The sequence below is a fragment of the Phaeobacter sp. PT47_59 genome (assembly GCF_028890025.1).
GTDB lineage: Bacteria > Pseudomonadota > Alphaproteobacteria > Rhodobacterales > Rhodobacteraceae > Phycobacter.
In genome coordinates this window covers 102,171-121,461 of the sequence record NZ_JARCJL010000009.1, presented here as the reverse complement: position 1 = coordinate 121,461, position 19,291 = coordinate 102,171, and the positions used below count along the sequence as shown (strand labels likewise).

Sequence of the window (19,291 nt, the reverse complement as noted above, 5' to 3'; positions counted from 1 at the left end):
TCACGGAAGAATGAGCGAAAAAGAGCAAACAGAAGAGACGGCGACGGTCGCGCCCGCTCCGGGGCGCCTCAACAAGACCGTCGTGATGGTGGGCATGATGGGGGCCGGCAAGACCGCCGTTGGGCGGGCCCTGGCCGCGCGTCTGGGGGTTCCGTTTCTCGACAGTGATCACGAGATCGAAGCCGCCGCCAATATGTCTATCCCCGAGATTTTCGCCCGCGACGGTGAGCCGTTCTTTCGCCAGAAGGAGCGCCAGGTGATTGCGCGCCTTCTGGAGGAGGAACGCGGGATCCTGTCCACGGGCGGTGGTGCCTTTCTGGCGGAAGAGAACCGCAGGCTGATTTCGCAACGGGGCGCCTCGGTCTGGCTTCAGGCGGATCTGGAGGTGCTGTGGAACCGGGTGCGCCATCGCGACACGCGGCCGCTGCTGCGCACCAAGGATCCCAAGGCAACGCTGCGCGACCTGTACGAGGCGCGGGTGCCGTTTTATGCCAAGGCCGACCTGACGGTGAAATCCGATGGCAAGGCCTCGATTGAAGAGATGGTCGATCGGGTGCTGAACGCCCTGAGGGAGCGACCGGATGTATTGGAGTGGAAGTGATGGAACGCGTGGTACATGTGCCCTTGGGGGATCGCGCCTATGATGTGGTGATCGGTCCCGGCCTGTTGCAGCAGGCGGGACAGCGGATCAAACCTCTGCTCAAACGTCCCCGGGTGGCGGTCCTGACCGATGAGACCGTCGCGGCATTGCACCTTGATACCCTGCGCGCGGGCCTGGCCGCGGAAGGCATCGAAATGGACGCCCTGGCGCTGCCGCCGGGCGAAAGCACCAAGGCTTGGCCGCAGTTCACCCGTGCGGTCGAGTGGCTGCTGGAAAAACGGGTAGAGCGCTCGGATGTCGTTGTGGCCTTTGGCGGCGGTGTGGTGGGCGACCTGGCCGGTTTCGCGGCTGCCGTGCTGCGGCGCGGGGTGCGGTTTGTGCAGATCCCGACATCGCTTCTGGCCCAGGTGGACAGCTCCGTCGGCGGTAAGACCGGCATCAATGCGCCCCAGGGCAAGAACCTGATCGGCGCCTTTCACCAGCCCTCGCTGGTCTTGGCCGATACCGAGGTTCTGGGCACGCTCACCGCCCGCGATTTCCTGGCCGGCTACGGCGAGGTGGTGAAATACGGGCTTCTGGGTGATGCGGAATTCTTCGACTGGCTGGAACAGCAGGGTCCGGCCCTGGCTGCCGGTGACATGGCCGCGCGGGTCGAAGCGGTGGCGCGCTCGGTGCAGATGAAGGCTGATATTGTGGAGCGGGACGAGACCGAACAGGGGGATCGCGCGCTGCTTAACCTGGGGCATACCTTCTGCCACGCATTCGAGGCGGCGACGGGCTATTCCGATCGGCTGCTGCATGGAGAAGGCGTGGCGATCGGCTGTGCGCTGGCGTTCGAGCTGTCCTCGCGTCTGGGCCTGTGCAGCCAAGAAGACCCAAGCCGGGTGCGGGCGCATCTGAAGGCGATGGGCATGAAGGCGGATCTGGCCGATATTCCGGGCGATCTGCCGGGGGCAGAGGCGCTGTTGGACCTGATGGGGCAGGACAAGAAGGTGGTCGATGGCAAGATCAAGTTCATCCTGGCGCGCGGGATCGGCTCGGCTTTCGTGACATCGGATGTCCCGCGTGAGGCGGTCTTGTCTGTCCTGAAAGATGCCCTGGCTCTGCGCGCTGTCCCTGCCTGAAGGTTCACGTGGCCGGGGCCGTCAGCGGCCCTTGACCACCATCAGCTCGCCGATGTTTTCGGCCGTGATGTAGCCCGCAAGAGTGCCGGATTTTGTGACGACCTTCACCGCGGGGGCCCCGTGATGTAGGGCATCCAGCACGGTCTCCAGACCTGCGGTCAGCGGGACGGCTGGGATGTCGGTCTGCATGATCAGCGAGATCTGCTGCATGCGCGGCCTGTCCGTGGCCAGGGCCGAGAACAGATCGCTGCGGGTCACGAACCCCAAGGGGTGACCAGCGGGGTCCAGAACCGGAAATTCATGCTGGGTGGTGCGGATCACGGCGTTTGACGCGGTTTCCAGCGTGTCTTCGGGCGCAAGTGCTTCGAATCTGGTGATCATCGCATCGCGGGCCAGAAACTGGCGCGAGACGGCGCGCATGGCCACGTCCTGGTTTTCCGCATTGGCGGCAATGAAGACGAACCCGGCTACCAGCACCAGCACCGGATTGCCGGAGGTGAGGCCGAGATAGGCCAGGCCAATGGCGCAGACCTGCCCGGCGATGGAGGCGACGCGGGTGGCCTTCACCCGGTCCATGCCAAGGCAGAGCGCTGCGCGCAGCACCCGCCCGCCATCCATTGGAAAGGCAGGGATCAGGTTGAAGATCGCCAGGATCAGGTTCACCGCCGCAAGGCGACCAAGGAAATTCCAGATGGTGAAGGCCTGCGCCGGATCGGTCAGGCTTTCCAGCGTCCACTGACCTGCGCCGATCACCACCAGAATGGCCCAGATCGCGATATTGACCGCAGGGCCTGCAAAGGCCACCGCGATTTCATGCCAGGGGTTCGTGGGCATCCGCTCCAGCCGGGCGAGGCCGCCGATGGGCAGAAGGGTGATGTCCGGGGTGGCAATGCCATAGCGGCGCGCCATCAGCGCGTGTCCGAATTCATGCGCCAGCACGCAGGCAAAGAGCGCCAGCACGAAGGCGGTGTTCTCGATTGCGCCGGGCAGGCCCTGCTCTTGATAGGCGGAGATGCCGATCCAGGCCAGAAGCAGGAAGAAGGTGACATGGACCCTCACCTCGGAACCTAGCAGGCGACCTAGGGTGAAGGACCATGTCATGGGATCAATTCCTCAACAGAGGGGAAGGGGAGATCAGAACGGGATCTCGTCGTCGTCGATATTGTGGGAGGGGCCACCCTGGCCGCCGCCGAAGCCACCGCCGCCCTGTGGGCCGCTGTCGTACCCGCCCCCCTGCGAGCCACTGTCGTAGCCACCGCCACCATAGCCGCCGCCGCTGCCACCGCCATAGCCGCCGCCACCCTGGCCACCGCCTTCACCGCGGCCATCCAGCATGGTCAGGGTCGAGCCGAAGCCCTGCAGGACGACCTCGGTGGAATAGCGGTCCTGGCCGTTCTGATCCTGCCATTTACGGGTCTGCAGCTGGCCTTCGATATAGACCTTGGAGCCTTTGCGCAGGTACTGTTCGCAGACCCGCACCAGACCTTCGTTGAAGACGGCGACGCTGTGCCATTCGGTACGCTCACGGCGCTCGCCGGTGTTGCGGTCCTTCCAGGTTTCCGAGGTGGCGATGCGCAGGTTGCACACCTTGCCGCCGTTCTGAAAGGTCCGCACTTCGGGGTCGCGGCCCAGGTTGCCGATGAGGATGACTTTGTTGACTGAGCCGGCCATTTGGTCCTGTCCTTGTTCTTATCTGTGTTCTTATCCGATAGGCGCCGGGGCCGAGCCAGAGCGAATCTGACCCGGCGGCGCGTTGGCGTCACCCTACAGGCCCCCAAGCCGCGATGAAAGCAACCTTCTGGCAGGCGTCGGTGCGGATTTGTGGCATATCAATTGCTGGCCTCTCATCGGTCCTGCCGGGCGCAGATCTGCCGATCACAGCCAGATGGTTCCAATTCCCGGCAAATTGGCTATAGTCCGGCGCATAAAGAGCATGTTTTGTAGAAATTGAGGCTGAGGAGTGTTTATGCCAAAGCTGAACGCGACCGGACAGGTATCTCCCGGACAGGTATCACAGTGTCGGGCCCTCAAAGCCCCCCGGTGGATCCCCCCTTTCATGCCCCGAACCACGGCCGGTGTTTCGATGGGCCTGTCTGCGGCGATGGTCGTGGCCTCTTTCGCCTTTTGTCTCCTATCCGGGCAGGCGGCCCGGGCGGATATGTTCTCCACCAAGAACCAGCGCAGTCTTTTTGCCGCCCATACACGGGTTCTGGATAGTCGTGCGGCGAAACAATATGAGTATTCGTCGCGACTGAAACCGCCAACCTCCTACGGCGACGAGGCGGCCGGAAAGCTGCTTTATACCGGTAAATACCGGGGTGAATTCCTGCCCATGGCCCGTGCAGCCGCGCGCAAGCATGGGGTACCGGAAGGGCTGTTCCTGCGCCTGGTGCAACAGGAAAGCAACTGGGACCCGGAGGCAGAATCCCACAAGGGGGCCCTGGGGCTGGCGCAGTTGATGCCGCAGACCGCCAAAACCCTGGGGGTGGATCCGACCGTTCCAGCGGAAAATCTGGATGGTGGTGCGCGGTATCTGGCGCGCCAGTTCCGCAAGTTCGGGTCCTGGCGGCTGGCGCTGGCGGCCTATAATGCCGGGCCGGAAGCGGTTCAGAAACACGGCGGCGTGCCCCCATACAGTGAAACCCAAAGTTATGTGAGAACCATCTGGGGCGGCTGATTTCCCGCCAGATTGGACCTGAGCGGAAGCGCTGTGGTGGCCACGCGTGGGCGGCAGGTTCACGGATTGTTAAAAATAGTAAATGCCGCGTTAACTTCGATTCTTGGCCACGAAGTTGCCTGAATTGACTCTCAGAAAGCGGGCAGTTTCAGGAGGGCATAGGATGCGTGCACATAGCTTTGAAGATCGTCTCGAGCGGATCGAATGGAAACCTTCTGCGGTGCCGACGCGTGAGATCGTGGACAGTGTGCTGGGCGCGGAGAACCGCCTGCGACCGCGCAGCGTGCTGAGCACATTGGCCGGGGCGATCCTGGGCATCCTGATCGGGTTCGGCCTGCTGGGCATGGCCTCGCAGCAGTCGCCCTGGGGCCCTGAGAGCGGCACGCCGGGGCTGATCCTTGGAACGCTGTCGCTGGGCGGACTGGTGGTCTCGGTCGGTCTGGCGCTTTATGCCGCCTGCCGCAGCCAGAGCCACCCGCGGCTGATGCAATTTGCCTCCATGAACCTGTTGATGATCGTGGTTCTGTTGCTCAGCTAAGGGGATCCGGCGGCTGGTCGCATTTGGCTGAGCGGAATGGTCGGAAATTGCGTTTGATCAAGGTCTGACCTATGGGTTTGCTGGATCCTCCAGCCCATGACGCAAGAATCGAAAGTTCAGACCATGCCGCAGCAGCCGTTACGAAACCGGGCCGTAGGGGGCGTTGCCCTGTCGCTTGGGGTTCTGCTCCTTGGCGTACAGATGTCCTGGTCTGATGATCTGCCCAAGACCGGATTTGCGACGCTCGAGGCCTTGGGGGAGGCGCTGTTTCACGATCCCAACCTCTCGGCCAATCGCAGCCAATCCTGCGCCAGCTGCCATGACCCGGACTATGCGTTTACTGATCCGCGCCGGTTCGCGGATGGAGCCTTTTCGCTGGGGGATGATGGGCAATCGCTGGGGGACCGCAGTGCCCCCACAGCGAGCTACGCGGCCTTTACTCCGCCGTTTCACCAGAGGGAGGATGGCGCCTGGGTGGGCGGCATGTTCTGGGACGGGCGCGCGGCCGGGCTTGCGGAACAGGCTGCGGGGCCGCCGCTCAATCCGATTGAGATGGGGTTGAAGGACGAGGCCGAAGCCGTTGCGCGCTTGGCCGAAAACCCGGATTATGTCGCGGGTTTTGACGCGCATTTCGGGGCAGGGGTGCTGGATGATCCGCAGGCGGGCTATCGCGCCATGACCGAGGCCATTGCCACCTTCGAACGCAGCCCCGTGTTTGCGCCTTTTGACAGCCGCTATGATCGCTTCCTGCGCGGCGAATTGGAGCTGACCAAAGAGGAAGAGCTGGGACGGCTGCTGTTCTTTTCCGAGCAATTCACCAACTGCAACCAGTGCCATCAACTGAGGCGCAGCGCGATTGATCCCAAAGAGACCTTCACCGATTACAGCTACCACAACATCGGGGTGCCGGAAAACATTCTGGGACGTGCTGAGAACGGTGTGCCGCCCGGCACCATCGACGAGGGGCTGTTTGCCAACCCGGCGGTGTCTGACCCCGCTGCGCGCGGCAAGTTCAAGACGCCGACCTTGCGCAATGTGGCGGTGACCGGCCCCTATATGCACAATGGGGTGTTTCAGGATCTGCGCACGGTGGTTGTCTTCTACAACCGCTACAACAGCAGATCCGACGCCGCCCAGATCAATCCCGAAACCGGTCAGCCCTGGGGGGAGATCCCGTTGGCAGAGACCCTGTCCACCAAAGAACTGACCCATGGTCCGGCGCTGGATGATCGCCGTATCGATGCGCTTGTGGCCTTTCTGAAGGCGCTGACAGACCAGCGTTACGAGGTCTACCTGGAGCCATAGAGGCCCACCGGGGGCAGAGAAACCAGAAAACGGGCCAACGCGGGTGTCGCGCTGGCCCGTTATTCGTTCACTCGTTCAATACCGGGGTCACTCGGCGGCGATCTTGATCACGGGGGTCATCCGCTCCAGCACTTCATCGTCGAGGTGACATTTGATCTGATGCCCGGCCTGCAGGTGGCGGACCGGCGGCACCTCGCGTTCGCATAGGCCCCCCGGCACTTCGGATTTCCAGCGGCAGCGTGTCTGGAACGGGCAGCCCGGCGGCGGGTTCATCGCGGAGGGGATGTCGCCCTCCAGAACGATATGCTCCTTCTCGACCGAGGTGTCGGCGATGGGGACCGCGCTGAGCAGAGCCTCTGTGTAGGGGTGATAGGGCGGCGAGAAGACCTGATCGGTGTCGCCGAGTTCCACCACATGGCCCAGATACATCACCATCACCCGGTCGGAGAGGTAGCGCACGATGGACAGGTCATGGCTGATGAACAAGAGTGTCGTCTTCTCATTGCGCTGGATCTCCATCAGCAGGTCCGTCACTGCCGCCTGTACCGAGACATCTAAGGCCGAGACGGGCTCATCCGCCACCACGATGCGTGCCCCACCGGCAAAGGCGCGGGCGATCCCGACGCGTTGTTTCTGCCCACCCGACAGTTGCCGTGGCATCCGGTCGGCAAAGGCGCGCGGCAGTTTCACCAGGTCCAGAAGCTCCAGCATGCGGTTCTTGCGCTCGGCGTCGCTGTCACCGATCCCGAAGATCTCCAGCGCACGGGTGATCTGCCGCCCCACGGTCATCGAGGGGTTCAGCGTGTCAAAGGGGTTCTGGAACACCATCTGCACATCGGAAATGGTCTTGGTGTCGCGCGCCTCGATGGGGGTCTGTTCGATGTTCTGCCCATCCAGCAGGATTTCACCATCCGTCGCTGTTTCGAGCCCCATCAGAACCTTGGCAAAGGTGGATTTGCCGCAGCCAGACTCCCCCACGATGGCGAGGGTTTCGGATTCGCGGGCCTCGAACGACAGGGTTTCATTCGCCTTCACCACCTTCCTGGCGCCGCCCCCGAAAAGGGCGTTGGCCGCCACCTCGTAGTATTTCTTCAGCTGATCCATCTTCAGGACCACCTTGCCAGGCGCGGTCTTTTCCTTCTGCTCTCCGACGGTGATTGGCGCGTTCCAGTCGATCTCCTGGAACTTCAGGCAGCGGGTGGCGTGGCGGTCATTGCCGGGCACATCGGCCATCGGGATATCGCCTGCATCGCAGCGCCCGGCCTCGAAGTAATCGCAGCGCGGGCCAAAGTTGCAGCCCGGCGGGCGTTCGTGGGGCAGGGGAAAGTTGCCGGGGATCGCCACCAGCGGGCGCGCGTTCTTGTCCGCACCCGGCAGCGGGATCGAGCGGAACAGCGCCTGCGTATAGGGGTGCTGCATCTCGTCGAAGACATCCTCGATGCTGCCGCGCTCCACCGCCTCGCCGGAATACATCACGCAAAGCCGGTCGCAGGTTTCCAGAACCAGGCCCAGGTTGTGGCTGATGAACAGCATCGAGGTACCGTATTTCTTGCCCAGATCCTTGACCAGTTCGACCACGGCGGCCTCTACCGTCACATCCAGCGCGGTGGTGGGTTCATCCAGGATCAACAGCGCCGGTTTCGACATCAAGGCCATGGCGATCACGATCCGCTGCTGCTGGCCGCCCGACAGCTGGTGCGGGTAGCTGTTCAGCATGCGTTCGGGATCGGGCAGGCGCACGTCGGTCACGACCTCAAGGGCGCGTTTGTAGGCTTCATCCTCGCTGACGCCCTCGTGGATCATCGGCACTTCCATCAGCTGCTTGCCGATCTTCATCGCCGGGTTGAGGCTGGCCATAGGCTCCTGGTAGATCATCGCGATCTCGTTACCGCGAATGTCGCGCAGCTCCTCCACGCTCATCTCGCCCAGGTCGCGGCCCTTGAACTTGATCGAACCGCCCACGATGCGACCGTTCTTGCCCAGATCCTGCATCACCCCAAGGGCAACGGTGGATTTGCCGCAGCCAGACTCGCCGACAAGGCCGACCGCCTCGCCGGGCATGACGGAGACGGAGAAATCCATCACCGCAGGGATTTCGCGCAGCCGCGTGAAGAAGGAGATCGACAGGCGGTCGATTTCCAGGATGGGGCCGTCGGAGTATTCAAGCTTGCTCATGTCATCAATCCCTCAGGCTTTCTTCGCGCAACCCGTCCGCCAGCAGGTTCAGCCCCAGAACGAGGCTCAAGAGCGCAATGGCGGGCGGCAGGGCCGGGTGCAGGTAGACCGACAGAAGCTTGCGCCCCTCGTTGATGGTCGACCCCCAGTCGGGGCTTTCGGGCGGCAGGCCAAGGCCGAAGAAGCCTAATGTGCCCAAAAGGATGGTGGTGTAGCCGATGCGCAGACAGAAATCGACGATCAGCGGCCCGCGTGCATTGGGCAGGACCTCCCACAGCATGATGTACCAGGGGCGCTCACCGCGTGTTTGGGCGGCGGCGACGTAATCGCGCGTCTTGATGTCCATGGTCAGACCCCGCACGATGCGGAACACGGTGGGGGAGTTCACGAAGACCACCGAGACAAAGACCACAAGGATCCCGCCGGGCACGTCAAAGAAATCAAGTGGCCAGACGTCGATCTTGGAGCCCGCCGCGTTGATCAGCGACATGTACATCAGGAACAGCGGCATTAGAACCACGGCGAGGATCATGAGATTCTTCTGTGGCTGTGTGCGATAGCGGGCGTTCAGCAGGACACCGAAGAACACCATCGGAAAGGCAAAGAGCACCACAGCCATGTATTGCGGCAGGCCGGTTGCCACGATTTCGGGCGTCACCAGCAGGTAGAACAACAGGATTACCGGGAAGGCCAGGATCAGGTTGGCAAGGAAGGACAGGAAGGTGTCGAGCTTGCCGCCATAGTATCCTGCAGGCAGGCCAAGGGTGATGCCGACCATGAAGGCGAAGATCGTCGCAAGCGGCGCGATCTTCACCACCTCCCAGGCGCCTTTGACCATGCGGCTGAAGACATCGCGGGCAAGGTTGTCCCCTCCCAACAGATACCAGGCGAAATCGCCTTCCTCGGCGCCGCGCAGCGGCGTGCCGGGGGCCTTGTTCTTCATGCCGGAAGCCTGCGCCAGGGGATCATGGGTGATGATCATGTCAAAGGCGCCGAAGATGCCGGTGAAGACCCAGAACATCACAAGGCCAAAGCCGATCATGCCGATGGGGCTGTCGAACAGCTTGCCATAAAGACCAAGGCGGCGTTTGAAACTGATGGAAAGGGCGAAAAGGACGATCAGCGCGGCCCAGACCGGCAGCATCCGCTGCGCAAGCGCGCCGATGATGCCGGCACCCGTGCCCATGAACAGGCCCAGCACAATATAGGCCAGCAAGATAACGGCCGAGGCCAGGAAGGTGACGCGCACGGCGAGGGCAGCCAGCCCTTGCGGGCCAGCCGACAGGCTGAGCGTGCCGCCGACGTTGGTGATGGAGCGATCCTCTGGCGTCACGGCGCCGATGAGGATCCAAATAAGGATCGAAATGGCCAGCAGTCCCAAGGCCGCAAACAGAAGCGGGTTGAGAAAGGCGATCGATCCGGTCCAGCTGAGGGGGTCCATTGTCTTTCTCCGTCTTCAGGAAATGCGAATGCGCGGGTTGAGGTACACATAGCCGATGTCTGAAATCAGCTGTGTGATCAGCACCACGAGGACGGAGACGACGGACACGCCGAGCAGCAGTTCGATATCGTTGTTGCCCGCCGCCTGCACCAGCGTCCAGCCAAAGCCCTTGTAGTTGAACAGGGTCTCGACGATCACCACGCCGTTCAAAAGCCAGGGAAACTGCAGCATGATCACCGTGAAGGGCGCGATCAGCGCGTTGCGCAGGGCGTGTTTCATCACGATGTTGGGAAAGCTCACACCCTTAAGACGCGCGGTACGGATGTATTGCGCCGTCATCACCTCGGTCATCGAGGCGCGTGTCATCCGCGCGATATAGCCCATGCCATATAGGGCGATGGTCAGCACCGGCAGCAGGAAGTTTTCGAAGGTGGGGTTTTCCATTGCCCCTGTAGCAGTTCCTTTGAAAAGGGTGCGCCCTTCAATTAGACCGCTGTCTTTCAGGAACTGATTGATCGGAGAGGCGGAGGCCGCAAAAAGCGCGATGAACAATACGCCCGAGACATATTCGGGCGTTGCCGTGGTGGTGATGGCAAAGGTCGACAGGGTCCGGTCGGTGGCAGATCCTTCTTTCATCCCGGCCAGAACGCCGAGGATCAGCGCCGACGGCACCATGACCACCATCACCCAGAACATCAGGGTGCCGGTCAGCGACAGGCGGGTGGCGACGATGGAGCTGACCTCATCCTTGAACACGGTGGAATAGCCCCAGTAGCCTTGCAGGATGCCACAAAACCGCGGCGCTTCGGCCGGGTCCATCCCCGGTGTGATGCAGCGCCCGGTGACGGTGCCATCCTCGGCCACATGCTGGTAGGAGGGCGCGACACCGATCCACTCCATGTATTTCTTCGGTGTGGATTGCAGGTAGCCGCCCTTTTCCAGCCAGCTGGCGACCGCCTCGTCCGACATGCGGAAGTTGCCTTGGGTCTTGGCCAGTTTTTCAAGGTTCGGATAGAGGTTCGTCATGAAGAACACGACGAATGTCAGACACAGAGCGGTCAGGATCATGACCCCGACACGTCTGAGGATAAACAGTCCCATGGATGCCCCCGTTGGTGGCTATGCGCCTGGTACGTTGCCATGCGCTTGCTTGCGGGGCGCGGCTGCGCCCAGGTATTGGCTGTGGCCCGGAAGTCGCGGTGGTATGCGTCCAGCAGAAGCGGGCCGCGCGTCATTCGCGCGGCCCGGGTAGGGGGCTTAGGCCTTAAGCGCCCATTTGTAGATCTGCGGCAGATCGGCGATGTGCTTGTCGACACCCACCAGATTGTCCCGGTGGTGACGCATCGCCGTGCGCCAGTAGGGCTGGATGGTGACACCCTCGTCGATCATGATCGCCTGCAGCTTGCCCATCACCGCGCGGCGCTTGTCGGCGTCGGCGATCGAGTTGGCCTCGGCCAGCAGCGCGTCGAACTCGGCATTGGCAAAGCCGCTTTCGTTCCAGGCCTCGCCCGAGCGGTAGGCCAGCGCCAGAACCTGGGTGCCCAGGGGGCGGTGGTTCCAGTTGGTCGAGGAGAACGGATATTTCGCCCAGTCGTTCCAGAAGGTGGAACCCGGCAGGATGGTCCGCTTGACGTTGATGCCGGCATCACGCAGCTGGGCCGCCACCGCATCGGTGGTGTTACGGCGCCAGTCGTCGTCGATCGACAGAAGCTCGTGCTCGTAATCGCCCATGCCCGCTTCATCCATCAGGGCCTTGGCCTTGGCCGGATCAAACGGGATACGGGTGACGCTTGGGTCATGCTCGGGGTGCATCGGACCGACGTGGCAGTTGTCGGCGGGGATGCCGTAGCCGGACATGCCCAGTTCCAGGCAGACGCTGTTGTCCACGGCCATGGCCAGCGCCTGACGCACACGCTTGTCCGCGTAGGGCTTCATACCGTTCACTTCGGCCTGCTGGTTGGGGCGGATCACGATGGTAAAGCCCGAGGGGATTTCCGAGCGGGTCAGGCCGAGACCGTCGAAGATATCGACGTATTCGCCCACCGACTCCCAGTTCATGTCGATCTCTTCGGCCTCAAAGGCGGCCAGGAAGGCAGCCGGGTCGGTGCCGTAGTCGATGAACTCGATCCGGTCCAGATGGCCGCCCTTGCCTGCGGCATAGCCCCACCAGTCATGGCCTTCGTTGCGCACAAGGACGCCCTTGACGCCCACTTCCATGCTTTCGGGCAGCATGTAGCCGGTGCCGATCGGGTTCTCCAGCATGGTGGCCGCATCGTGGCTGGCGTGGGTGATCGCCGCTGGATAGTCGGCCATGCCGGGAATGATGGTGATGTCCGGAGTGTTGGTCTTCAGCAGCACCGTATGGCTGTCCACCACGGTGATGGCGCCATCGGCGGCCTTGCCGGTTTCCGCGTCGATCAACGAGGCCATCCGACCCGCCATCGAGTTACCTTCGACGCTCTTGTCGCACCAGCCGGTGATGTTGCGCGCCACGTCCTCGGCGGTGAAGTCGTCACCGTTGTTCCACTTGACGCCCTTGCGCACATTCAGCGTGTATTCGGTGGCGTCGTCATTGGCGCTCCAGCTTTCCAGCAGCATCGGGCCGAAGGAGCCGTCGCTGTTGTACTCGACCAGATATTCCAGCCAGCCTGCGGTGAAGGTCGCAATCTGGGTCCAGTCAAAGGTCCGCGGGTCCTTCAGCGCCCGCACTTCCATCTGCATGCGCAGGGTACCGCCCTTTTGCGCGTGGCCGTCGGCACGGGCCGGGCTGGACATGCCAATCAAACCGTAGGCCGCCGCGGCGCTGACGCCCAGGGCCGTGGTGCGCGCCAGAAACTCACGCCGGTCCAGCTTGCCGGATTTCACTTCCTCAGCGTGCATCTGGGCCGCCCAATGGAGCGGCGCTGCTGTGGTGGTTTTGGTAGTCATGCGGATCTCCCTATTGCACCGGTCGAGGCTTAAGCCTGCTTTGCGTTGGCGATTATTGGGCCCGGAATTTCGTCCGGAATGGTGCTTAGCTATGTATATCGCCGTTTAACGCATCCATTCGGCATCATATCCCCTGTCAGGTCAATGCACAGATTCGGCGGAATGTGGTCAAAAAGCGACGTTTTTGGCGTCGCATTCCGATCTTGGCGTGATCCTCGCCGACAGAACTGGGCAGAAGTGCCCAGTATTGCGAGATAACACATTTCCATAACCCGTATCCGGCGGCGGGATAACGCGCTGGCGCGCGGGAGTTAGAGCTGATTCTATGTGCTACCCGGGCAGGTCTGCCAGCCGCGCCGCCTTGCGCAGTTTGCTAGGGGTCTCACCGGTGTGCTGGGTGATGAAGCGGGTGAAATAGGCGGCACTGCCAAAGCCGAGTTGCACCGCGATGTCCCGCATCGGCAGATCGCTTGAGATCAGAAGGGTGCGGGCCGCGTGCAGCTGGCGTTCGGTCAGCAGAGCGGCGGCGGTCTTGCCGGTTTCCGATTTGCAGACACGGGTAAGATGGGTCGGCGTCACCTGCAGCGCGGCAGCATGGTCGGCCATATTGGTGGGCTCATCGAAAAACGAGACAACACGTTTGCAATAGGCCTGTGACAGACGCCGTGCCGCGCTTAGTTTCGGCGGCGGCAGCGGACCCGAGGGGGGCTGGCGACGCAGGTGGATGCTGATCAGATCGGTCTGCGCCTGCATGGCACGCCGCCAGAGTGCCGGATGCGTGGTCTGCTCTACCGAGATTTCTTCAAGAAGACTGTTGAGGCGGGCCTGATCACGGGCTTCCTTGACCTTCACATGCATGGGATCGGAGGGCATCGAGACCGGAGTGTTTGCCGGAACCATCAACGCCTGGCCAAGACAGTGGCGCCCGAATTCAACCGACCACAAGTGACCGGCCGGAAAAAACAGAGCGTTGTGGGCGCCAAATCCGCGTTGATGGCCGTCCATCAGGCAGCGTCCCTGACCGCGCGTGATCCAGATGAGCACGTGTTCCTTGCGGTCATGCGCCAATTCGGTCTGCCAAGTGCCGTCCACAGCAAGGCGCGCAAGCGGAGAAACGCAGAGGTCCTCGGATGGTGTGGGATCGAAGGGCATTGAGGTGCCAGTTATTGAAAATTTTATGATCACAACTGTCCAACATGATTGCGATTCGTTCAAGTGCCGACAGAATCACGATAAAGACAGAAGTGCTAAGGGTTGAGCCTATCGCCTTGTTAAGAAAAATAGAAAAGCTGCTCAGCCTTGGGGGGTAATGGCCTGCCAGGCGGACATCCGGGCGCGGAACCAGGTGCGCTGCCTCTTTGCGAAACGGCGTGTGGCGATCGCAGCCTGCTCCTTGGCCTGCTCCAGCGACATCTGTCCCTCCACATGGGCCATCAGCTCGGGAACGCCGATGGCCTTGCAGGATGGTAGCGCGGGATCATAGCGGTCGCGCATGGCCTCCACCTCGTCCAGCGCGCCCTCGGCGATCATCAGGTCGAAGCGTCGCCGGATCCGCGCCTCCAGCCAGGCCTTGTCACTGTTCAGCACCAGGGCCGTGCAGGCGCTGAGCGGCAGCGGCGGGGGCGGGGTGTCGTCCTGCCATTCGGCAAGCGGACGCCCGGTTGCAACCAGGACCTCCCAGGCCCGCTGCACCCGTGCGCGATTGTTGAGGTCGATCCGCGCTGCGGTGGCCGGATCCAGGGCCCCTGTCAGGGCTGCAAGAGACAGGGAATCGCCTTGCGCGCGCACCTCGGACGGGGTTGCCGGGATCTCGGCCATGCCTTCGGTCAGGGCAGCAAAGTACAGCCCGGTGCCGCCGACGATAATGGGGCGTTCCGGGCCTTTCAGCAGCGGCAGCACCTCGCGCAGCCAATGACCGGCGGAATAACTCTGATCATAGGCCACATGCCCATAAAGCCGGTGTGGCGCGCGGGCCTCCTCCTCTACGGAGGGGCGCGCGGTGATGATACGCCAGCAATCGAACACCTGGCTGGCATCCGCATTCACCACAACTCCGCCCTGTTTTTCAGCGATTTCAAGCGCCAAGGCGGATTTGCCGGAGGCCGTCGGGCCTGCGATCAGGACCGGCTTGTCGGGGTCAATGGTCAGTTCTGTCATGCGTCCCGGATCCCGGCCTTGAGGATTTGTTGTATTCCGGGGAAGAAAAGGCGCCTGGCCTGCATTGATCCTGCCGGTGATTTGCTTCATTTTGCGCCGCAAACTAACCCCGTCATATTCCGGAGCGCAACATGCCCCTAGAAAACGATACACCGGCCGCCCCTTCGGCCGTGGCCTATAAACGTGTCATGCTGAAGATCTCGGGAGAGGCCCTGATGGGGGATCAGGGGTTCGGTCTGCACCCGCCCACGGTTCAGCGCATCGCCCAGGAGGTGAAGTCGGTCCACGACATGGGCGTGGAGATCTGCATGGTCATCGGCGGCGGCAATATCTTCCGCGGCCTGTCCGGTGCTGCCCAGGGCATGGAACGCACCACCGCCGATTACATGGGGATGCTGGCCACCGTGATGAATGCCCTCGGCATGCAGGCAGCCCTCGAAGGCCTGGGCGTCTATACCCGGGTGATCTCGGCCATTCCGATGGACCAGGTCTGTGAGCCCTATATCCGTCGCCGCGCCGTGCGCCACCTGGAAAAGAAACGGGTCTGCATCTTTGCCGCGGGCACCGGCAACCCCTATTTCACCACCGACACCGCCGCCACCCTGCGCGCCAATGAAATGGGCTGCGAGGCGATCTTCAAGGGTACCAAGGTGGATGGTGTCTATGACAAGGATCCGGTCAAGTTCGAGGATGCCAAACGCTATGACACCGTCAGCTACGACGATGTGCTGGCCAATCGCCTGGGCGTGATGGATGCCTCGGCGATTGCGCTGGCGCGCGACAACAGCCTGCCGATCATCGTCTTCTCGCTGGACGAACCGGGCGGCTTCCGCGGCATCCTTGCCGGTGAGGGCACCTACACCAAGGTTCAGGGCTGATCGGCACCGGTTGAGATTGGTAGAATGGTCGGCGCGCTCCTGCATGGGGGCGCGCTTTTCCTTTGCAGGGCAGACCTATCGGCGGTTTCGAGCCAAGATTGCTATACAATCTTGCGCCAATCGCTTATGAGCGGTGTAAAGACCGCCTCAAGTCAGGGGAGAGAGCAGAATGTCTGATGATTTTGAACTGGATACCGATGATCTGAAACGCCGTATGGATGGCGCCATGACCAACCTGCGCTCGGAATTTGCCTCCTTGCGCACCGGGCGTGGCTCCGCCTCGATGCTGGAGCCGGTGATGGTGGATGCCTATGGCTCGATGACACCGATCAACCAGGTGGGCACCGTCAACGTACCGGAACCGCGCATGGTCACCATCAACGTCTGGGACAAGTCGCTGGTGGGCAAGGTGGAAAAGGCGATCCGGGAATCCGGCCTTGGCATCAACCCGCAGCTCAATGGCACCATCATCATGCTGCCGATCCCCGAGCTGAACGAAGAACGCCGCCGCGAGCTGAGCAAGGTCGCCGGTCAATACGCCGAACATGCCCGCGTATCGGTGCGCAACGTGCGCCGCGATGGCATGGACCAGATCAAGAAAGCCAAGGCAGACGGCATGTCCGAGGACGACCAGAAGTTCTGGGAAAGCGAAGTGCAGGATCTGACCGACAAGATGATCAAGGCGGTTGATGACGCGCTGGAAACGAAGCAAGCCGAAATCATGCAGGTCTGACCAAAGACATGGCCGAACAGACGGACACGGCGCCCGACGGGAGCGCTTTGGGACAGGGCGCACATCAGGGCCCGCGCCATGTCGCCATCATCATGGATGGCAATGGTCGCTGGGCGCAGTCGCGCGGGCGTCCGCGTCTGTTTGGCCATCACGCGGGGGCCAAACGCGTCCGTGAAATCGTCGAATGCTGCCCCAGCCTTGGGATCAAGTATCTGACGATATTCGCCTTTTCGACCGAGAACTGGAAACGGACCCAGGTCGAGGTCGCGGGCCTCATGAGCCTGTTTCGCCGCTATATCTCAAAAGAGATGAAGGCCCTTGCCGCCAAGAATGTGCGGGTGCGCTTCATCGGGGACCGGGTGCGTCTGGATGCCAAGCTGATCCAGCTGATGGATCAGCTGGAAACCGAGACGGCTCAGAATGACGGCACCCATCTGACCATCGCGCTGAACTATGGCGGCCGTGACGAGGTCGCCCGCGCCACCAAGCGCCTGGCGCAGGATGTGGCAGCGGGCAAGCTGTCGCCCGATGATGTGGACGAGGAAACCCTGCCGAAATACCTCGATACCCATGTGCTGCCGGATCCCGATCTTGTGATCCGCACCAGTGGCGAGGCACGGATTTCCAACTTTCTGCTCTGGCAGTCTGCCTATGCGGAATATGAATTCATCGACACGCTCTGGCCCGATTTCACAGCCGAGGAACTGGGCCGGTTGTGCCGACAGTATGGAACCCGGGATCGCCGGTTTGGCGCGGTGAAGACATGAGCGCGGGACGCTGGTCTGATCTGTTGCCGCGCCTGTTGTCGGCCATCGTCATGCTGGTTGTTGGCGCTGTCGAGATCTGGTTGGGCGGAATCTGGTTCGCGGTCCTGATCGCGGCGGCCTCTGGCGGGATGGTCTGGGAGCTGGTTCGGATGCTGCGCCCCGATGAGCCCGCTCAGGCCATGCAATTGGGTGTCATGTCGGCCGTTGCGGTGCTTGTCGCGACGCAGCTGCCACCGGTCTGGATCGGGCCGGTGTTGGTCTCTCCGGTCCTGTCGGGGCTGTTTCAGATGCCTGCTGCGGCGCGGGTGCGATACGGGCTGTTCTCGCTCTGGGTTCTCTGTGCTGGGTTTGCCTTTGTGTGGTTGCGCAACGAAATGGGACTGGCCTGGATCCTGTGGGTGATCGGTGTGGTGGTGGTGACCGATATCGCCGGCTACTTCGCGGGCAAGATCATCGGCGGGCCAAAACTGTGGCCGCGCGTCAGCCCCAAGAAAACCTGGTCGGGCAGTTCCGCGGGCTGGGTGGCGGCGGCCGTGACCGGCGGGTTGTTTGCCGCGTCGCTGGGATTGGCCCCGCTGGTGGCGGTGCTCCTGTCGGTTGCGATCTCTATGGCCAGTCAGGCCGGAGACATTGCCGAAAGCGCCCTGAAGCGGCAGGTCGGCGTGAAAGATTCCAGCGCGTTGATCCCCGGCCATGGCGGCTTGCTGGACCGTTTCGACGGGATGCTCGGGGCGGCTGCGGCCTTCCTGATCTATGTGACTTTTCTGGGATAGCCTTGTAGGGCAGGACCATGCGTAAAATCTCTATCTTCGGGGCCACCGGCTCGATCGGTCAGAACACGATTGACCTTATCCGGCGTGATCTGCGCCACTATGATGTTGTGGCCCTGACAGGGGGCGCCAATATCGCGCAACTGGCCAGGGATGCCATTGCGCTGAAGGCCGATGTGGCGGTCACCGCCTATGAGGACCGGCTGGAGGATCTGCGCACGGCGCTTGAGGGCAGCGGGGTCGAAGCCGCCGCAGGCGAGCCGGCCCTGATCGAGGCCGCAGCCCGCCCGGCAGACTGGGTGATGTCGGCGATTGTCGGGGCGGCCGGGCTGGCGCCGGGGCTGACCGCGCTGGAGCAGGGGGCGACGCTGGCGCTGGCCAACAAGGAATCGCTGGTCTGCGCCGGGGAACTCTTGATGCGCACGGCGCTGAAACACGGCGCGCGGCTATTGCCCGTGGACAGCGAGCATTCGGCGATCTTCCAGGCGCTGGTCGGGGAAGAGACATCGGCTGTTGAACGGATTGTGATCACCGCGTCAGGTGGCGCCTTTCGCGACTGGCCGGTGGAGGATCTGGCGAAGGCGACCCTGGCCGAGGCCTCATCGCATCCCAATTGGGACATGGGGCAGAGGATCACCATCGACAGCGCCTCGATGTTCAACAAGGCGCTGGAGGTGATCGAGGTGAAGGAGTTCTTCGGCGTCACCCCCGATCAGATCGAGGTGCTGGTGCATCCGCAATCGCTGGTGCATGCGCTGGTGGGCTTTCGCGATGGCGCGCTGATGGCCCATCTTGGCGCGCCGGATATGCGCCATGCCATTGGTTATGCACTGAATTGGCCAAGCCGCAAGGAGCTGCCGGTGGCGCGTCTCGATCTGGCCGAGATCGGCCAGCTGGAGTTTCGCAGCCCCGATCCGATCCGCTATCCGGCCTTGACGCAGGCCTATGCGGTGATGGAGCGCGGCGGGCTGATGGGAGCGGTCTTCAACGGGGCCAAGGAACGGGCGCTGGATCTCTTCATCGAGGGGCGGATCGGATTCACGCAAATGGCCGAGATCACCGAGACGGTTCTGGAGCGGTTGGGGGCACAAAACGGCCTTATTGAATCCGCAATGACCCTTGATAACGTCACCGAGGTTGACCATCTCGCCCGTCAAGAGGCCACGCGCGCCGCAGCAGAACGTACATAAGGAAAGA

The 19,291-nt window shown here is 62.4% G+C and carries 18 protein-coding genes; 10 read left to right on the top strand and 8 right to left on the bottom strand.

The window, feature by feature from the left end; all coding sequences use genetic code 11:
- Positions 1-10 precede the first annotated feature (10 nt).
- Positions 11-601 carry a shikimate kinase gene (locus PXK01_RS10705; protein ID WP_274846313.1) on the top strand — a complete coding sequence of 197 codons (591 nt, stop codon included), beginning with the start codon at positions 11-13 and terminating at the stop codon, positions 599-601.
- Positions 601-1,725, top strand: coding sequence for a 3-dehydroquinate synthase (gene aroB / locus PXK01_RS10700; protein WP_274859994.1), 1,125 nt, complete (start codon positions 601-603; stop codon positions 1,723-1,725). The genes PXK01_RS10705 and aroB overlap by 1 nt, the downstream gene beginning before the upstream one ends.
- A 21-nt stretch (positions 1,726-1,746) precedes the next feature.
- Here the strand turns inward: aroB and PXK01_RS10695 are convergent, their stop codons facing one another.
- Complete coding sequence (locus PXK01_RS10695; RefSeq protein ID WP_274859993.1) at positions 1,747-2,826, bottom strand: site-2 protease family protein; 1,080 nt, start codon at positions 2,824-2,826, stop codon at positions 1,747-1,749.
- 33 nt (positions 2,827-2,859) lie between these two features.
- A complete protein-coding gene (gene ssb, locus PXK01_RS10690; protein ID WP_274859991.1) occupies positions 2,860-3,396 on the bottom strand; it encodes a single-stranded DNA-binding protein in 537 nt (178 codons plus the stop codon).
- A gap of 430 nt (positions 3,397-3,826) precedes the next feature.
- Here ssb and PXK01_RS10685 point away from each other — a divergent pair, with 430 nt between their 5' ends.
- From PXK01_RS10685 to PXK01_RS10675, 3 genes are all read left to right on the top strand, one after another.
- On the top strand, positions 3,827-4,402 hold the full coding sequence (locus PXK01_RS10685; RefSeq protein ID WP_274860040.1) for a lytic transglycosylase domain-containing protein: 576 nt from the start codon (positions 3,827-3,829) through the stop codon (positions 4,400-4,402).
- Positions 4,403-4,565: 163 nt separating this feature from the next.
- Positions 4,566-4,940, top strand: a complete 375-nt coding sequence (locus tag PXK01_RS10680) for a hypothetical protein (RefSeq protein ID WP_274859988.1) — start codon at positions 4,566-4,568, stop codon at positions 4,938-4,940.
- Positions 4,941-5,141: 201 nt separating this feature from the next.
- On the top strand, positions 5,142-6,245 hold the full coding sequence (locus tag PXK01_RS10675) for a cytochrome-c peroxidase (RefSeq protein WP_274860039.1): 1,104 nt from the start codon (positions 5,142-5,144) through the stop codon (positions 6,243-6,245).
- Between the two features lie 87 nt (positions 6,246-6,332).
- On the opposite strand, the gene PXK01_RS10670 is transcribed toward PXK01_RS10675, so the two are convergent.
- From PXK01_RS10670 to miaA, 6 genes are all read right to left on the bottom strand, one after another.
- A complete protein-coding gene (locus PXK01_RS10670; protein WP_274859987.1) occupies positions 6,333-8,420 on the bottom strand; it encodes a dipeptide ABC transporter ATP-binding protein in 2,088 nt (695 codons plus the stop codon).
- A gap of 4 nt (positions 8,421-8,424) precedes the next feature.
- A complete protein-coding gene (locus PXK01_RS10665) occupies positions 8,425-9,861 on the bottom strand; it encodes an ABC transporter permease (RefSeq protein WP_274859985.1) in 1,437 nt (478 codons plus the stop codon).
- A gap of 15 nt (positions 9,862-9,876) precedes the next feature.
- Entirely contained in the window at positions 9,877-10,962 is a 1,086-nt protein-coding gene (locus tag PXK01_RS10660) for an ABC transporter permease (RefSeq protein ID WP_274859983.1), read from the bottom strand.
- A gap of 156 nt (positions 10,963-11,118) precedes the next feature.
- On the bottom strand, positions 11,119-12,789 hold the full coding sequence (locus PXK01_RS10655; RefSeq protein WP_274859982.1) for an ABC transporter substrate-binding protein: 1,671 nt from the start codon (positions 12,787-12,789) through the stop codon (positions 11,119-11,121).
- A gap of 330 nt (positions 12,790-13,119) precedes the next feature.
- A complete protein-coding gene (locus PXK01_RS10650) occupies positions 13,120-13,941 on the bottom strand; it encodes a helix-turn-helix transcriptional regulator (RefSeq protein ID WP_274859981.1) in 822 nt (273 codons plus the stop codon).
- A gap of 141 nt (positions 13,942-14,082) precedes the next feature.
- Entirely contained in the window at positions 14,083-14,946 is an 864-nt protein-coding gene (gene miaA / locus PXK01_RS10645) for a tRNA (adenosine(37)-N6)-dimethylallyltransferase MiaA (RefSeq protein WP_274859980.1), read from the bottom strand.
- 131 nt (positions 14,947-15,077) lie between these two features.
- Here miaA and pyrH point away from each other — a divergent pair, with 131 nt between their 5' ends.
- The 5 genes from pyrH (at position 15,078) to dxr (ending at position 19,284) form a co-directional block, all read left to right on the top strand.
- The gene (gene pyrH, locus PXK01_RS10640; RefSeq protein WP_274846302.1) at positions 15,078-15,824 is read left to right on the top strand and encodes a UMP kinase; all 747 of its coding nucleotides are present in this window, start codon (positions 15,078-15,080) and stop codon (positions 15,822-15,824) included.
- A gap of 169 nt (positions 15,825-15,993) precedes the next feature.
- Positions 15,994-16,557, top strand: coding sequence for a ribosome recycling factor (gene frr / locus PXK01_RS10635; protein ID WP_274859979.1), 564 nt, complete (start codon positions 15,994-15,996; stop codon positions 16,555-16,557).
- A gap of 8 nt (positions 16,558-16,565) precedes the next feature.
- Complete coding sequence (locus PXK01_RS10630; protein WP_274846300.1) at positions 16,566-17,324, top strand: isoprenyl transferase; 759 nt, start codon at positions 16,566-16,568, stop codon at positions 17,322-17,324.
- Positions 17,321-18,097, top strand: a complete 777-nt coding sequence (locus tag PXK01_RS10625; RefSeq protein ID WP_274859978.1) for a phosphatidate cytidylyltransferase — start codon at positions 17,321-17,323, stop codon at positions 18,095-18,097. The genes PXK01_RS10630 and PXK01_RS10625 overlap by 4 nt, the downstream gene beginning before the upstream one ends.
- A gap of 17 nt (positions 18,098-18,114) precedes the next feature.
- Entirely contained in the window at positions 18,115-19,284 is a 1,170-nt protein-coding gene (gene dxr, locus PXK01_RS10620) for a 1-deoxy-D-xylulose-5-phosphate reductoisomerase (RefSeq protein WP_274859977.1), read from the top strand.
- Positions 19,285-19,291: the final 7 nt, after the last annotated feature.

What these genes read in the sequence shown, in the direction of transcription:
- PXK01_RS10695 (WP_274859993.1), bottom strand. Translation starts at nt 2,826, where the DNA reads ATGACATGGTCCTTCACCCTAGGTCGCCTGCTAGGTTCCGAGGTGAGG.
- ssb (WP_274859991.1), bottom strand. Translation starts at nt 3,396, where the DNA reads ATGGCCGGCTCAGTCAACAAAGTCATCCTCATCGGCAACCTGGGCCGC.
- PXK01_RS10680 (WP_274859988.1), top strand. Translation starts at nt 4,566, where the DNA reads ATGCGTGCACATAGCTTTGAAGATCGTCTCGAGCGGATCGAATGGAAA.
- PXK01_RS10685 (WP_274860040.1), top strand. Translation starts at nt 3,827, where the DNA reads ATGGTCGTGGCCTCTTTCGCCTTTTGTCTCCTATCCGGGCAGGCGGCC.
- PXK01_RS10625 (WP_274859978.1), top strand. Translation starts at nt 17,321, where the DNA reads ATGAGCGCGGGACGCTGGTCTGATCTGTTGCCGCGCCTGTTGTCGGCC.
- PXK01_RS10670 (WP_274859987.1), bottom strand. Translation starts at nt 8,420, where the DNA reads ATGAGCAAGCTTGAATACTCCGACGGCCCCATCCTGGAAATCGACCGC.
- PXK01_RS10655 (WP_274859982.1), bottom strand. Translation starts at nt 12,789, where the DNA reads ATGACTACCAAAACCACCACAGCAGCGCCGCTCCATTGGGCGGCCCAG.
- PXK01_RS10665 (WP_274859985.1), bottom strand. Translation starts at nt 9,861, where the DNA reads ATGGACCCCCTCAGCTGGACCGGATCGATCGCCTTTCTCAACCCGCTT.
- dxr (WP_274859977.1), top strand. Translation starts at nt 18,115, where the DNA reads ATGCGTAAAATCTCTATCTTCGGGGCCACCGGCTCGATCGGTCAGAAC.
- PXK01_RS10675 (WP_274860039.1), top strand. Translation starts at nt 5,142, where the DNA reads ATGTCCTGGTCTGATGATCTGCCCAAGACCGGATTTGCGACGCTCGAG.
- PXK01_RS10705 (WP_274846313.1), top strand. Translation starts at nt 11, where the DNA reads ATGAGCGAAAAAGAGCAAACAGAAGAGACGGCGACGGTCGCGCCCGCT.
- PXK01_RS10650 (WP_274859981.1), bottom strand. Translation starts at nt 13,941, where the DNA reads ATGCCCTTCGATCCCACACCATCCGAGGACCTCTGCGTTTCTCCGCTT.
- miaA (WP_274859980.1), bottom strand. Translation starts at nt 14,946, where the DNA reads ATGACAGAACTGACCATTGACCCCGACAAGCCGGTCCTGATCGCAGGC.
- PXK01_RS10630 (WP_274846300.1), top strand. Translation starts at nt 16,566, where the DNA reads ATGGCCGAACAGACGGACACGGCGCCCGACGGGAGCGCTTTGGGACAG.
- pyrH (WP_274846302.1), top strand. Translation starts at nt 15,078, where the DNA reads ATGCCCCTAGAAAACGATACACCGGCCGCCCCTTCGGCCGTGGCCTAT.
- frr (WP_274859979.1), top strand. Translation starts at nt 15,994, where the DNA reads ATGTCTGATGATTTTGAACTGGATACCGATGATCTGAAACGCCGTATG.
- aroB (WP_274859994.1), top strand. Translation starts at nt 601, where the DNA reads ATGGAACGCGTGGTACATGTGCCCTTGGGGGATCGCGCCTATGATGTG.
- PXK01_RS10660 (WP_274859983.1), bottom strand. Translation starts at nt 10,962, where the DNA reads ATGGGACTGTTTATCCTCAGACGTGTCGGGGTCATGATCCTGACCGCT.